At 65.2% G+C, this 14,035-nt stretch carries 11 protein-coding genes; 6 read left to right on the forward strand and 5 right to left on the reverse strand.

Features of this window, described 5'->3' with window-relative positions; translation table 11 throughout:
* The first annotated feature begins 14 nt into the window (after positions 1 to 14).
* Genes RFM52_RS19640 through RFM52_RS19655 form a run of 4 tightly spaced genes read left to right on the forward strand, consistent with a single transcriptional unit; the run spans position 15 to position 3,578 of the window.
* Positions 15 to 1,082, forward strand: a complete 1,068-nt coding sequence (locus RFM52_RS19640) for an ABC transporter permease (RefSeq protein WP_320297770.1) — start codon at positions 15 to 17, stop codon at positions 1,080 to 1,082.
* The gene (gene nikC, locus RFM52_RS19645; RefSeq protein WP_320297769.1) at positions 1,079 to 1,999 is read left to right on the forward strand and encodes a nickel transporter permease; all 921 of its coding nucleotides are present in this window, start codon (positions 1,079 to 1,081) and stop codon (positions 1,997 to 1,999) included. Before RFM52_RS19640 ends, nikC begins: the two co-directional genes overlap by 4 nt.
* The gene (locus tag RFM52_RS19650) at positions 1,996 to 2,835 is read left to right on the forward strand and encodes an ABC transporter ATP-binding protein (protein ID WP_320297768.1); all 840 of its coding nucleotides are present in this window, start codon (positions 1,996 to 1,998) and stop codon (positions 2,833 to 2,835) included. The genes nikC and RFM52_RS19650 overlap by 4 nt, the downstream gene beginning before the upstream one ends.
* Complete coding sequence (locus tag RFM52_RS19655; protein WP_320297767.1) at positions 2,832 to 3,578, forward strand: ABC transporter ATP-binding protein; 747 nt, start codon at positions 2,832 to 2,834, stop codon at positions 3,576 to 3,578. The genes RFM52_RS19650 and RFM52_RS19655 overlap by 4 nt, the downstream gene beginning before the upstream one ends.
* Positions 3,579 to 3,788: 210 nt before the next feature.
* Here the strand turns inward: RFM52_RS19655 and RFM52_RS19660 are convergent, their stop codons facing one another.
* From RFM52_RS19660 to RFM52_RS19670, 3 genes are read right to left on the reverse strand one after another with little or no spacing between them, the layout of a single operon-like run.
* On the reverse strand, positions 3,789 to 6,887 hold the full coding sequence (locus tag RFM52_RS19660; protein WP_320297766.1) for an efflux RND transporter permease subunit: 3,099 nt from the start codon (positions 6,885 to 6,887) through the stop codon (positions 3,789 to 3,791).
* Positions 6,887 to 7,960, reverse strand: a complete 1,074-nt coding sequence (locus RFM52_RS19665) for an efflux RND transporter periplasmic adaptor subunit (protein ID WP_320297765.1) — start codon at positions 7,958 to 7,960, stop codon at positions 6,887 to 6,889. Before RFM52_RS19665 ends, RFM52_RS19660 begins: the two co-directional genes overlap by 1 nt.
* A complete protein-coding gene (locus RFM52_RS19670) occupies positions 7,957 to 9,093 on the reverse strand; it encodes an efflux RND transporter periplasmic adaptor subunit (protein ID WP_320297764.1) in 1,137 nt (378 codons plus the stop codon). Before RFM52_RS19670 ends, RFM52_RS19665 begins: the two co-directional genes overlap by 4 nt.
* 317 nt (positions 9,094 to 9,410) lie before the next feature.
* Between RFM52_RS19670 and RFM52_RS19675 the strand changes: the two genes are divergently transcribed.
* Entirely contained in the window at positions 9,411 to 10,688 is a 1,278-nt protein-coding gene (locus tag RFM52_RS19675) for a 4-aminobutyrate--2-oxoglutarate transaminase (RefSeq protein ID WP_320297763.1), read from the forward strand.
* Between the two features lie 118 nt (positions 10,689 to 10,806).
* On the opposite strand, the gene RFM52_RS19680 is transcribed toward RFM52_RS19675, so the two are convergent.
* Positions 10,807 to 11,037 (reverse strand): ribbon-helix-helix domain-containing protein, encoded by a 231-nt coding sequence (locus tag RFM52_RS19680; protein WP_320297762.1) that lies wholly within the window; start codon positions 11,035 to 11,037, stop codon positions 10,807 to 10,809.
* Between the two features lie 38 nt (positions 11,038 to 11,075).
* Positions 11,076 to 12,329: an NAD(P)/FAD-dependent oxidoreductase gene (locus RFM52_RS19685; protein WP_320297761.1), complete on the reverse strand. Its 1,254-nt coding sequence runs from the start codon at positions 12,327 to 12,329 to the stop codon at positions 11,076 to 11,078.
* Between the two features lie 414 nt (positions 12,330 to 12,743).
* On the opposite strand from RFM52_RS19685, the gene RFM52_RS19690 reads away from it, so the two are divergent.
* Positions 12,744 to 14,033 carry an imelysin family protein gene (locus tag RFM52_RS19690; protein ID WP_320297760.1) on the forward strand — a complete coding sequence of 430 codons (1,290 nt, stop codon included), beginning with the start codon at positions 12,744 to 12,746 and terminating at the stop codon, positions 14,031 to 14,033.
* Positions 14,034 to 14,035: the final 2 nt, after the last annotated feature.

The raw sequence follows: 14,035 nt of genomic DNA on the forward strand, positions 1-14,035 counted from the left end.
GGCGGATCCGCCGCGTGAGCGTAGCTGAAAACCAGGTGGCGGCAGGGCGCGGCAGCGCCCGTGCCGTCGCCTTTCTATCGTCGCTTGGCCGCTTCCTGGTCATCGCGGTGACGACCTATCTCGGTCTTCTCGCGGTGACCTTCTTCATCGGCCGTGTCATCCCGATCGATCCGGTGCTGGCTGTTCTCGGCGACCGGGCGCCGACGGCCGTCGTAGAGCGTACCCGCCGCGAAATGGGCCTCGACCTGCCCTGGATCGAGCAGTTCTACCTCTATGTCAAAGCAGCGCTGAGGGGCGACTTCGGCACTTCGGTGCTGACCACCAATCCGGTCATGTCCGACATCCGCCGCGTCTTCCCGGCGACCATCGAGCTGGCGACGCTGGGCACGATCATCGGCGCCGTCATCGGCGTGCCGCTCGGCGTGCTGGCCGCCGTCAAGCGCGGCAGCCTGATCGACCAGGTCGCGCGCGTCGTCGGCCTGATCGGCTATTCGGTGCCGATCTTCTGGCTTGGCCTGCTCGGGCTGGTGCTGTTCTACGCCAAGCTGCAATGGATCGCCTTTCCGGCGCGGCTCGACGTCGTCTTCGAATACACGTTCACGCCGATCACCGGCTTCTACCTGCTCGATGCCGCGATCCAGGGGCAGTGGGACGTCTTCTACGACGCCTGGCGCCACATCGTCCTGCCGGCCGCGCTGCTCGGCTATCTCTCGCTCGCCTATATCAGCCGCATGACCCGCTCCTTCATGCTGAACGAGCTGGCGCAGGAATACATCGTCGCCGCGCGCGCCAAGGGCCTGTCGGAAAGCCGCATCATCTGGGGCCACGCGCTGCGCAACGCCGCCGTGCCGATGGTGACGGTGATCGCGCTTTCCTACGCCAACCTGCTCGAAGGCTCGGTGCTGACAGAGACCGTCTTCTCCTGGCCGGGCATCGGCCTCTACATCACCAACTCGCTGCAGAACGCCGACATGAACGCCGTGCTTGGCGGCACCATCGCCATCGGCTCGGTCTTCATCGCCATCAACCTTCTGTCCGATCTGCTTTATCGGCTGCTCGATCCGAGGACGAAGGTTGGATGAGCGCTGAAACCATCCAATCCCGTCGCGAATGGCTGCTGAGCGACCGGCCGGCCTCTCGCCTGCAGGCAAGGCTCGGCCGCGCCTATGTCGCCTGGCGGCGCTTCTCCGCCAATCGCCTGGCGCTGGTCGGCATGCTGATCATCATCGGGCTCCTGGTGGTCGCCGCCTTTGCCGATGTGCTGGCGCCCTATTCGCCGACCATCGGCGATCTGAAGAACGCCCGCCTGCTGCCGCCCGGCACAGCGCACTGGTTCGGCACCGACGACCTCGGCCGCGACATCTATTCGCGCATCGTCTATGGCGCGCGCTGGACGCTTTATGTGGTGATCCTCGTCGCCATCATCGCCGCGCCCATCGGCCTTTTGGTCGGCACGATCGCCGGTTATGCCGGCGGCTGGACCGACACGATCCTGATGCGCATCACCGATATCTTCCTGGCCTTCCCGAAGCTGGTGCTGGCGCTGGCTTTCGTCGCCGCGCTCGGCCCCGGCATCGAGAATGCCGTGCTGGCGATTGCCATCACCTCCTGGCCGCCTTACGCGCGCATTGCCCGCGCCGAGACGCTGACGGTGCGCAACTCGGACTATATCAAGGCGGTGCAGTTGATGGGCGCCTCGCCCTTCCGCATCGTGCTGCGCCACATCATGCCGCTCTGCATCTCCTCGCTGATCATCCGCGTCACGCTCGACATGGCAGGCATCATCCTGACCGCCGCCGGCCTCGGCTTCCTCGGCCTCGGCGCGCAGCCGCCGCTGCCCGAATGGGGCGCGATGATCGCGTCCGGTCGCCGCTTCATCCTCGACCAATGGTGGGTGGCGGCTGCACCGGGTGCTGCCATCCTCATCGTCAGCCTCGGCTTCAACCTGCTCGGCGACGGCCTGCGCGACGCGCTCGATCCCCGGAGCGGTGACCAATGAGCGGCGAAACACTCCTCGACGTCGACGATCTGCGTGTCACCTTCCCGACCCGCACCGGCCTCGTGCAGGCCGTGCGCGGCGTCTCCTTCTCGCTCGGCCGCGAGCGCCTGGGCATCGTCGGCGAGAGCGGCTCCGGCAAATCGCAGACCGGCCGCGCCATCATGGGCCTCACTCCGCCGCAGGCCGAGGTTTCGGCGAAGAAGCTCGCCTTCGACGGCATCGACCTGCTGTCCGTATCGTCGCGCGAGCGTCGGGCGCTGCGGGGGAACCGCATCGCCATGATCCTGCAGGATCCGAAATATTCGCTCGACCCGGTGATGACCATCGGCCGCCAGATCGTCGAGACGCTGCGCACGCATGAAAAGGTCTCCAGGAGCGAGGCGCGCGAGCGCGCGCTGGCCATGCTGCAGGCGGTGCAGATCCGCGATCCGGCCCGCGTCTTCGACCTTTACCCGCACGAGGTCTCGGGCGGCATGGGTCAGCGCGCCATGATCGCCATGATGCTGGTCACCGGACCCGAGCTGATGATTGCCGATGAGCCGACCTCGGCGCTCGACGTCACCGTGCAGCTCGACGTGCTCAAGATCCTCGACAAGCTCGTCGCCGAGCGCGGCATGGGCCTGATCTTCATCTCGCACGACCTGCGCCTGGTCTCCTCCTTCTGCGACCGTGTCGTCGTCATGTATGCCGGCAAGGTGGTCGAGCAGATCAAGGCTTCCGAACTGCGCGATGCGCAGCATCCCTACACGCGCGGCCTGCTCAACTGCATGCCGAGGATCGGTTTCGAGCGCCATCCGCTGCCGGTGCTAGACCGCAAGCCGGAGTGGGCGGCATGACGGCTTCCATCACCGTCGAAGGGCTGGAAGTGGTCTTCGACCGGTTTCGCGTGCTGAAGGGCGTCAGCCTCGATGTTCGGGAAGGAGAATCCTACGGCCTGGTCGGCGAAAGCGGTTCCGGCAAGTCGACGCTGCTGAGGGCGATCACCGGCCTCGCGCCGGTCGCGTCCGGCACCATCACCGTCAACGGCAAGACCCTTGGCAAAACCCGCGACAAGGCTTTTTACCGTGACGTGCAGATGGTGTTCCAGGACCCGTACGGCTCGCTGCATCCGCGCCAGACGGTCGACCGCCTGCTGCAGGAACCCCTCGCGATCCACGGCATTGCCGACGGCGAGAAGCGCATCGAGCGCGCGCTGGACGAGGTCGGCCTCGGCAAGGGCTTCCGCTTCCGCTACGCGCACCAGCTCTCCGGCGGCCAGCGCCAGCGCGTCGCGATTGCGCGCGCGCTGATCCTCGAACCCTCGGTCCTTCTGCTCGACGAACCGACCTCGGCGCTCGACGCCTCGGTGCAGGCGGAGGTGCTGAACCTGCTCGAAGAGGTCCGCCGCCGCCGCAAGCTCACCTTCCTGATGGTCAGCCACGACCTCGCCATCATCACCCATATGTGCGAGCGGCTGATGGTGATGCAGAACGGCGAGGCGGTCGAGACGCTGACCGCGAGCCAGCTGATCGGCCACCGCGTCAGCGAGGATTATACGCGCAACCTGCTGAGGGCGAGCGAAGGGTTTGTGCGGGTGTAGCTTCGTAGGTAGCGTTCCTTCACACCCCCCTCTGTCCTGCCGGACATCTCCCCCGCAAGGGGGGAGATTGGATGTCGCGAATGCTTTCGCCAATTGCCAACTTTGCAGGAAAAGCACCGTCAAACCAACTGCTGATCTCCCCCCTTGCGGGGGAGATGGCCGGAAGGCCAGAGGGGGGTGGGCGGGAACTCGGCAATCGAATTTTGCGGCTCAAACCGCCCCGCCTTCCGGTACCGCTTCTGCTTCCTCACCGTCACCCGCCTCGCGCTTCGGCTCCTTGATCCTGAACCACGTCACGTAAAGCGCCGGCAGGAACAGCAGCGTGATCGCGGTGCCGGCGATGATGCCGCCCATCATGGCATAGGCCATCGGACCCCAGAACACTTCGCGCGCGATCGGGATAAGTGCCAGGCTGGCGGCCGCCGCCGTCAGCGCGATCGGCCGCATGCGGTGCTCGGTCGCTTCGATCACCGCCGCCCAGCGATCCTTGCCTTCTTTGACGAGGTCCTCGATCTGCACAATCAGGATGACCGAGTTGCGGATCAGGATGCCGATCAGCGCCAGGACGCCGAGGATGGCGACGAAGCCGAGCGGCGCGCCGCTCGGCACCAGCGCCGCCACCACGCCGATCAGGCCGAGCGGCGCCACCGCCACCACCAGGAACAGGCGCTGGAAGCTCTGCAGCTGGATCATCAGGATGGTCGCCATGACGAACAGCATCAGCGGCACCACGGCCGCGATCGGGCCTTGGCTCTTGGCGCTTTCCTCGACCGAGCCCGCGGTCTCGACCGAGTAACCGGGCGGCAGCTTGGCGATGAAGGCGTCGACCGACGGCTTCAGCTCGTTGACGACGGTCGCCGGCAGCACGTCGCCGACCAGGCCGGCACGCACGGTGATCGTCGGCGTGCGGTTGCGCCGCCATACCGTCGGCTGTTCGAGGTCGTAGCGGAAGTTGGCGATTGCCGCCAACGGGATCGACTCGCCGGTGCCGGTCGGCAGTTGCAAATTCTGCAACGTCGAGATCGAGCTGCGGTCCGCCTCGCGCGAGCGCGCCACGACATCGATCAGGTAGGTGGCGTCGCGCACCTGCGTGATGGTCGCGCCGCCGACCGTGCTGTTCAACGCGCTGGCGATGTCGGACGAGGTGATGCCGAGCTGGCGCGCCTTGTCCTGCAGCACGTCGACCCTCAGCACGCGCTGCGGTTCGTTCCAGTCGAAGGTGGGGGCGGCCAGCTTCGGATTGGCCGAGATCACGCCGGCGAATTGCTGCGCGAGCTCCCGCACCGTCTGGATGTCGGGACCGCCGACGCGGTATTGCACCGGCCGGCCGACCGGCGGGCCGAGCTCGAGCGGCTTGACGAAGGCGTCGGTGCCGACGAACTCCGCGCGCAGCAGTTTTTCCAGCGCCGGCTTCACCCGGTTGCGCGCCTTGATGCTCTTGGTGACGATGACCGTCTGGCCGAAATAGGGATTGGCCGGCTGCACGTCATAGGCCAGCACGAAGCGCACGGCGCCCTGGCCGATATAGGACGAAAAGTGGTCGATGTCGGGATTGCCGACCAGCGCGCGCTGTTCGAAGCGCTCCATCTGGTCGCGCGTTTCCGTGATCGAGGAGTTCTGTGGCAGGTTCCAGTCGACGATCAGTTCCGGTCGGTCGGAGGGCGGAAAGAACTGCTGCTGGACGAGGCCGAAGCCGGCGACCGAGGCGGCGAACACAAGCACGGTCACGATGACAGTCAGCCAATGGCGGCGAACGGAGAAGACAAGCACGCGCCGGAACAGCGAGGTGAAGCGTCCGGGCTGGTCGTGGTGCTTCTCCTTCATCGTCGCCGGCAGGATGGTGACGCCGAGCAGCGGCGCGAACAGCACCGCCACGATCCATGACACCAGCAGCGACACGGCGATGACGACGAACAGCGTGAAGGTGTACTCACCTGCCGCGCTCGAATTGAGGCCGATCGGGATGAAGCCGGCGACCGTTACCAGCGTGCCGGTCAGCATAGGGAAGGCGGTCGAGGTGTAGACATAGGTCGCCGCCTTGCGCAGATTGTCGCCGACCTCCAGCCGCGCCACCATCATCTCGACCGCGATCATCGCATCGTCGACCAATAGCCCCAGCGCGATGATCAAGGCGCCAAGCGAGATGCGCTGCAGCGAGATGCCGAGATAGGCCATCACCGTGAAGGTGATGGCCAGCACCAGCGGGATCGACAGCGCCACGACGAAGCCGGCGCGCAGCCCCAGGCTGATGAAGGAGACGGCGAGCACGATCGCGACGGCCTCGAACAGCGCCCGCGTGAAGCCCGAGACCGCCTCCTCGACGATCACGGGCTGGTCGGCGACCAGATGCACGCCGACGCCGACCGGCAGGTCGGCCAGCACCTTCTGCATCTCCTCATGCAGCGCCTCGCCGAATTTCAGTAGGTTGGCATTGGGCTTCATGCCGATGGCAAGCCCGATCGCATCCTGGCCGTTGAAGCGGAACAGCGCCGTCGGCGGATCGACATAGCCGCGCCTGATCGTCGCCACATCGCTTAGCCGGAAGAAGCGGTCGTTGACGCGCAAATTGATGGCCCGCAGGCTCTCTTCGGAAGTGAACTGACCGCCGACGCGAACGCTGATGCGCTCCGGTCCGGACTCGACGACGCCGGAGGGCGTGATCGCGTTCTGCGCCTGCAGGCTGGCGACGATTTGCTGCTGGTTGAGGCCGAGCGCCGCGATCTGCCGGCTCGAGAATTCGAGATAGATCGCCTCGTCCCGCGCTCCGACCAGATCGACCTTGCCGGCATTCGGCACGGTCAGGATCTTGGTGCGGACATCCTCCACGTAATCGCGCAATTGGCGCGGCGTCAGCCCGTCGGCGGTGAAGGCATAGATATTGCCGTAGACGTCGCCGAAGCGATCGTTGAAGAACGGTCCCTGCACGCCTTGCGGAAGCTGCGCCTTGATGTCGTTGACCATGTTGCGCACCTGAAGCCAGTTCGGCACGACGTCGCGCGCCTTGGTGGTGTCCTTCAGGTTGACGAAGATGACGGTCTGGCCGGCTGTGGTGACCGATTTGGTGTAGTCGAGGCTGTCGAGCTCCTCGAGCTTCTTCTCGATGCGGTCGGTCACCTGCTGCACCGTCTCCTTGACCGAGGCGCCGGGCCAGTTGGCCTGGATGATCATGGTCTTGATGGTGAAGGCGGGGTCTTCCTCGCGGCCGAGATTGAGATAGGAGAAGATGCCGGCCACCACGAAGACCAGCATGAAGTACCAGACCATGGAGCGATGGCTGAGCGCCCAGTCGGAGAGGTTGAAGCCCTTCATCAGACCCCGCCCTCCGGCACTTTGACCTTCTGGCCTTCGGCGAGGCTGTGCACGCCGGCGGTGACGACGCGCATGCCGGCCTCGAGCCCCTCCGCCACCGTGAAGCTGCCGCCGCCCTTGGAGGCGACCTTGATCTCGCGCGTGCTCACGCTGGAGGATTGCGGATCGACGATCCACACTTTTTGCGAGCCGTCCTTTTCGAGCAGCGCCGACATCGGCAGTTCGATCGTCGGGTTGACCTTGGTCATGCGCGTCGCCGTGATCGTCGAGCCGAGCCGGAACGCCGTCGGCGGATCGACCAGCGTCAGCTTGACGCGCCGTGTGCGGGTTGTGCCTTCCGACTGCGGCGCGATCTCGCGCAGCCTGGCGTCGGTCTTGATGGCCGGCACCGACTGCAAGACGATCTCGAAGGGCATGCCTACGGTGAGATCGCCGATCAACTGGTCGGGGATGTCGACCACCGCCTCGCGCGGGTCGGTGCGCGCCACGGTGACGACGGTCTGCCCTGCCGAAACGGTCTGGCCGACTTCAGCGCCGGTAGCGGTGACGACGCCGTCGAAATCGGAGAACAGCCTTGCATAGCCGAGCTGCTCCTGCGATTTGGCCAAAGCGGCATTGGCGCGCTCCACGCCGGCTTCCGCCGCCTGCCGCGCTTGCTTCGCGGCATCGAACGTGGCTTGCGAGGTGTTGGCCGAGGCAAGCAGCTGGCGCTGGCGATCCTCGCTGGCGGCGGCGTTGGTGAACTGCGCCTGCGCATTCGACAGATCCGCTTTCGAGGCCTGGACGGCAAGCTCCAGCGCCGTCGGATCGAGCGCCGCGATGGTCGTGCCCTTGGTGACGAGGTCGCCGACCTTGACGTCGCGCGAGACGACGCGGCCGAGCAGGCGGAAGGCAAGGTCGGCGCTGTATTGCGGCTCGACCGAGCCGGCGAAGCCGAAGGTCTCGACGGTTTTCGGTTGGATCACCATCGACAGGACCGGCCGGATGATCTCCGGCGGCTTCTCTTCCGAGCGCGAGCAAGCGGCAAGCGCCGCAAGGATCAGCAGGGGAACGATACGCGGCAACCGCTTCATTGGCTCGCTCCCGACACCTCGATCGTCTGTCCGGGGCTGAGCAACTGCCCGCCGGCGGTGACGACGCTCTGGCCTTCCTGCAGCCCCTTGTCGACGACGACAATGCCGGAATCGAAGGCGAGCACCTCGACCGGCGCCGGCGTCACCGCCTTGCTCGACGGATCGACGATCCAGACGGCGGGCTTGCCGGCGGTCGAGGTCAGCGCCTGCCAGGGCAACAGGATGGCTTTGACCGACCTGGCGCTGACCGTGCCGATCACCGCTGCGCCGAGCGGCATGCCGGCGGGCGTGTCGGGAATGCCGACCTTGACCCGGATCGATCCCGACTGGGTATCGACCGCCGGCGAGATTTCGCGCACCTTGCCCACGGCCTTGATCTGCGGGTCCGACAGCAGCGTGATCGTCACCGCGGGCGACGGCGGCGTCTGGGCAACCAGAGTTTCATGAACGTTGAAGACGGCGTCGCGATCGCCGTCCTCGGCGATGGTGAACACCGTCTGCGCCGCCTGGACCACCTGTCCGGCCTCGACCTGGCGCGCCGTGATGACGCCGGCGGCGCCCGCCTTGAGCTCGGTGTAGGAGAGGTTTTCCTTGGCGTTGGCCAAGGCGCTTTGCGCGGCATCGACGCTGCCCTGCGCCACTTTCAGCGTCTGGTTGGCGGTGTCGAAGTCCCGTCTCGTCGTGAAACCCTGCGAAAGCAGCGTCTTTTGCCGCTCGTAGGTGGCCGCGGCCTGGGTCAGCTGCGCCTGCGCGGCGTCGAGATCGGCCTGGGTCGACCGCAGGTCCGATTGCTGTTCCTGCGGATCGATGCGGGCAAGCACCATACCCTGGTCGACATGCTGGCCGACATCGACCAGACGTTGGGCGACGCGGCCGCCGACGCGGAACGACAGATTGTTGAGCGTGCGCGCCGCGATCACCCCGGTCAGCGAGGTCCGTGGCGCGTAGTCGGCGAGCGCGACCGTCTGGGTCGTCACCACCACCGGCAGCTTCTTTTCCGCCGCCTGCTGTTTCTGGCAACCGGCCGCCGAAATCGCCGCGCCGGCGCAGGCCAGCACCAGCAAGGTTTTTGTACGAAAAAGCGGGCGGGGCGGCGAAGACGGCAAGGCGGACGATGTCACGTTCCTGCTCATGGTTCCCCTCAGCCCGTGGGAGCCGCTCCTGACGGCGGCACGTCGCGGATGAAACGAGACTAATCGATCGGCGGGAAAAGGAAACCATTTCCGCAGCGCCCATCGTCACCCTGGTTAAGATCGCTTCTTTCTGCCTGACGCAAGTCCGCACGCAAAACCGCGTCACACTTTTCCCGGAATTGCGTTTAGGCAGGCCCAATCGACTGGGCCATGGTGCCGACTTGAGCAAAATGTGAAATAAGGTCAGAAGAGGCCTGCAACGGCATCAACAAGAACGGCCCAGTCTCGACATAGGGATGGCCCGATTGAGGGACGAGATGAAGAATTCAGCCATTTCCGAACGCAAGAACCAGTCGATCTCGCGCGGCGTCGGCATGACGACGCAGATCTATGCCGATCGCGCCGAGAATTCGGAAATCTGGGACGTTGAGGGCCGCCGCTATATCGACTTTTCGTCGGGCATCGCCGTGGTGAACACCGGCCATCGCCATCCGAAGGTGATAGAGGCCGTCAAGGAGCAGCTCGACCGCTTCACCCACACCTGCCACCAGGTCGTGCCTTACGAGAGCTACGTGCACCTCGCCGAGCGGCTGAACGGCCTGCTGCCCGGCAAGTTCGAGAAGAAGACCATCTTCGTCACCACTGGCGCCGAGGCGGTCGAGAACGCGATAAAAATCGCCCGCAACGCCACCGGCCGCCAGGCAGTCATCGCCTTTTCCGGCGGCTTCCATGGCCGCACCTTCATGGGCATGGCGCTGACTGGCAAGGTCGTGCCTTACAAGGTCGGCTTCGGCGCCATGCCGGCCGATGTCTTCCACGCCCCGTTCCCGATCGCGCTGCACGGCGTCTCGGTCGCCGATTCTCTCGCCGCGCTCGACAAGCTGTTCAAGGCCGATGTCGATCCGGGCCGCGTCGCGGCCATCATCGTCGAGCCGGTGCAGGGCGAGGGCGGCTTCTATGAAGCGCCGCGCGATTTCATGGCAGCACTGCGCAAGATCTGCGACCAGCATGGCATCCTTCTCATCGCCGACGAGGTGCAGACCGGCTTTGCCCGCACCGGCAAGATGTTTGCCATGGATCATCATGACGTGGCGCCCGATCTCACCACCATGGCCAAGAGCCTTGCCGGCGGCTTCCCGCTGTCGGCCGTCACCGGCCGCGCCGAGATCATGGACGCGCCCGGCCCGGGCGGGCTCGGCGGCACCTATGGCGGCAGCCCGATCGGCGTCGCCGCCGCCCACGCCGTGCTCGACGTCATCGACGAGGAAAAGCTCTGCGACCGCGCCAACGCGCTGGGCGCCAGGCTGAAGCAGCGGCTGGAATCGATCCGCGACGAAGTGCCGGAGATCGTCGACATCCGCGGCCCGGGCTTCATGAACGCCGTCGAGTTCAACGATGTGAAGAAGGGCCTGCCGTCGGCGGAGTTCGCCAACACGGTCAGGCTGAAGGCGCTGGACAAGGGCCTCATCCTGCTCACCTGCGGCGTCTACGGCAACGTCATCCGTTTCCTGTCGCCGATCACCATCCAGGACGGCGTCATGACTGAGGCGCTGGATATCCTGGAAACCTCGATCCGCGACGCGCGGGCGGCTTAAGGGCACCCTGCATTCCTCCTGACGGCTTACGTCGAAGCGATTGGATGTGCCGTCAGGAGCTAGGATTCTGTAGCCAGACTGGAATATCCGCTTGGCGTGCAGAATCCGCCAAAGTGATTTATCGGCCCTGCGCTCTTCGTCGCAGGGATACGAAGTAGTTGTCGTCAACGCGATTGCCCGGCGAGGACGACGCGCCTTCTAGCAGCAAACAGCGTAGAAGTTGACGATCCTGATCGTGGCGGATCAGTTCACGCACATACTCGCTGCTCGTGCCATAGCCGCGCTCCGCCACTTGCTGCTCGACGAAATGCTGCAAGCTGTCAGGCAGCGAGACATTTATTGTGCTCATTCGAACACTTTGCGGCGTTCGCCCGAAATTGGCAATCTCTACGCGGTGGCCTTGGCCGGTTCCATTTCCTGAAACGCCGCAAGCGCCGCCTTCAGCGCGTCCGGCCCGCCTGCCACAGTCTGCGGCGTCGGCGAGAAGCCGGCGCCGAGCATCTTGCGTCCCAGCATGTGATCGGCCGGCCGGTTGACGGATTCGATGCCGAGCAGCCGGCTGCCGGCATAGTGGTAGATCGAGAACTTGTTGTCGGCGAGATCGCCGAGCACCACGTGGCTATCGCCGCCTTGCGTGAGCCCCACCATCTGCAGCTTCATGTCGCCGATATCCGACCAGAACCACGGCACCGCAGAGAATGGCTCGGCATGGCCAAGGATGGTGCGCGCGGCAAGCCGTGCCTGGTCGGTGGCGTTCTGCACCGATTCCAGCCGCACGTCGCCGCCGGTGAACCAGTGCCGGTAGGAAGCGGCGTCGCCGATGGCGAGGATTTCTGGGATCGAGCTCTGCATCTGCTGGTCGACGCGGATGCCGTTGGCAATCGCGATGCCGGCGGCTTCCGCCAGCTCGACATTGGGCACCACGCCGATGCCGATGATCACCATTTGCGCCGGCAGGCGCTCGCCGCCGGACGTGATCGCGGCCGAGACGCGGCCGTCTTCGCCCTCCAAGCGGGCGACGGTGGTACCGGTCAGGATGCGCACGCCGATCGCTTCCAGGCGCTGGCGCACATGCGCGGCGATGACCGGCGCCACGGCGCGGCCAAGCAGCCGGTCGACGGCTTCGACGACGGTGACGTTGCGGCCGGCGGCTCTCAGCGTCGCCGCGATCTCCAACCCGATGAAGCCGCCGCCGAGAATGACCACGTCTTCGGTCTGCGCGCTGAACTCGCGGATCGCCCGCGCGTCGGCCAGCGAGCGCAGCGAGACCACGCCGGCAAGGCCGGCGCCGTCGAGCTTGAGCAGGCGCGGCCGCGAGCCGGTCGCAAGCACCAGCCGGTCGAAGCCGAGCGTTCCACCGCCCGCGACATTCAACTGGCCCGCGCGGGCATCGATGCTCTCGATGCGTACGCCCGGCCGGTAGTCGATGTTGTTGCCGGTGTAGAAGGCTTCGCCGCGCAGGGGCTGCGGCTTGGCCTCGGCGTCCTTGATGAAGGTCTTGGAGAGCGGCGGCTTGTGATAGGGCAGTTCCTGCTCGTCGCCGATCAGGACGACAGGCCCTCCATAGCCCTCTTCGCGCAGGCTGGCTGCGGCCTGCACGCCGGCATGGCCGGCACCGACAATCACAACCCCGTTCGTCATCGCAATCCTTTTACTCAGCAAATCTAGGCTCTTGCGCCAAGTGGCGATTGTCTGCCGCCGCCGCAAGAGTAGGCGTCCGGGTCGCACCCAGAACGGCTGCCTGTCAATCCTGTCTCCGGTCGGGCGATTGTCTTAAAGTTGATAATCCTAGTTTAGAATAATTCTAAACTATTGTTTCGATTGAATTTTTTCTGCCGCGCCAGTTGACTCCCGGCCTCTCCATCGCTTTATGGAGAGCTGCGCGCAAAGCGCATCCCTTTGATGTCTGGGCCTTGAACCCTTTCGATTGGAGGCAAGTGGGTGTCTTTTCATCGCGAACCGCGCTTCGACGCGGCCACCATTTTTCCCGGCATGCTTATGCCTCGGCGCGGGTGGGCGCCTTTTGTTGAATTTCCAAAGAACTGGAGAAGGATAATGACGGCACGCAACGGCGGCAGGCTGGCTGCGGTCTGCGCCACGGCTGCACTGACGGCGGCGGTTTTCGTGTTGCCGGCGAAAGCCGAGACCGACGCCAAGGCCGTGATCAAGACCTATGCCGATATCGGGCTTGCCAAATACGAGGATTCGCTGACCACCGCGCAGGCGCTGGACAAGGCGGTCGACGCACTCATCGCCAGCCCCTCCGCCGACGCCTTGAACGCCGCGCGCGAAGCCTGGAAGGCGGCGCGCATTCCTTACCAGCAGACCGAAGTCTACCGCTTTGGCAACAAGGTCGTCGACGACTGGGAAGGCGAGGTGAACTCATGGCCGCTGGATGAAGGCCTGATCGACTATGTCGCCAAGAGCTACGGCACGGAATCGGACACGAACTCGCTTTATACGGCCAATGTGATCGCCAACAAGGAAATCGAGATCAACGGTAAGAAGGTCGACGCCTCGAACCTGACGCCGGAATTCCTTTCGGGCACGCTGCAGCAAGCTGGCGGCATCGAAGCCAATGTCGCGACCGGCTATCATGCGATCGAGTTCCTGCTCTGGGGGCAGGATCTGCACGGCACCGGCCCGGGCGCCGGCGAACGCCCCTATACCGACTACGACCTCAAGAACTGCACCGGCGGCAATTGCGACCGCCGCGCGCAGTATCTGAAATCGGCAACCGACCTTCTTGTCGCCGATCTGCAGAAGATGGTCAACGACTGGAAGGAAGAAGGCGCGGCGCGCAGGAACCTTGTCGACGGCGAGCCGAACACCGCCATCTCGATTGTCTTCACCGGCATGGGCTCGCTTTCCTACGGCGAACTGGCCGGCGAGCGCATGAAGCTCGGCCTTTTGCTGCACGATCCGGAAGAGGAGCAGGACTGCTTCTCCGACAACACCTATAACTCGCATCTCTATGATGCCGTCGGCATCCGCGACGCCTACCGTGCCAGCTACAAGCGGCTCGACGGCTCCGTGGTTTCGGGTCCGTCGGTGTCCGACATGGTGAAGGCCGCCGATCCGGCGATCGACAAGGAACTGTCGGGGAAGCTCGACACCACCGTCGCCAGGATGGAGGCCATCAAGGCACGCGCCCTGGCCGGCGAGGCCTACGACCAGCAGATCGCCGAGGGCAACACCGAAGGCAACGCCACCGTGCAGGCGGCGATCGACGCCCTGATCGACCAGACCAAGTCGATCGAGCGCGCCGTCGGCTCGCTCAAGCTGAGCCAGATCGCCTTCGAGGGCTCCGACAGCCTCGACGCTCCCGACAAGGTGTTCAAGTAGGA

Origin of the sequence: Mesorhizobium humile, assembly GCF_033977215.1 — a bacterium.
GTDB lineage: Bacteria > Pseudomonadota > Alphaproteobacteria > Rhizobiales > Rhizobiaceae > Mesorhizobium > Mesorhizobium humile.

Coding starts and splice junctions, on each gene's coding strand:
- nikC (WP_320297769.1), top strand. CDS start 1,079: ATGAGCGCTGAAACCATCCAATCCCGTCGCGAATGGCTGCTGAGCGAC.
- RFM52_RS19650 (WP_320297768.1), top strand. CDS start 1,996: ATGAGCGGCGAAACACTCCTCGACGTCGACGATCTGCGTGTCACCTTC.
- RFM52_RS19655 (WP_320297767.1), top strand. CDS start 2,832: ATGACGGCTTCCATCACCGTCGAAGGGCTGGAAGTGGTCTTCGACCGG.
- RFM52_RS19660 (WP_320297766.1), bottom strand. CDS start 6,887: ATGAAGGGCTTCAACCTCTCCGACTGGGCGCTCAGCCATCGCTCCATG.
- RFM52_RS19665 (WP_320297765.1), bottom strand. CDS start 7,960: ATGAAGCGGTTGCCGCGTATCGTTCCCCTGCTGATCCTTGCGGCGCTT.
- RFM52_RS19670 (WP_320297764.1), bottom strand. CDS start 9,093: ATGAGCAGGAACGTGACATCGTCCGCCTTGCCGTCTTCGCCGCCCCGC.
- RFM52_RS19675 (WP_320297763.1), top strand. CDS start 9,411: ATGAAGAATTCAGCCATTTCCGAACGCAAGAACCAGTCGATCTCGCGC.
- RFM52_RS19680 (WP_320297762.1), bottom strand. CDS start 11,037: ATGAGCACAATAAATGTCTCGCTGCCTGACAGCTTGCAGCATTTCGTC.
- RFM52_RS19685 (WP_320297761.1), bottom strand. CDS start 12,329: ATGACGAACGGGGTTGTGATTGTCGGTGCCGGCCATGCCGGCGTGCAG.
- RFM52_RS19690 (WP_320297760.1), top strand. CDS start 12,744: ATGACGGCACGCAACGGCGGCAGGCTGGCTGCGGTCTGCGCCACGGCT.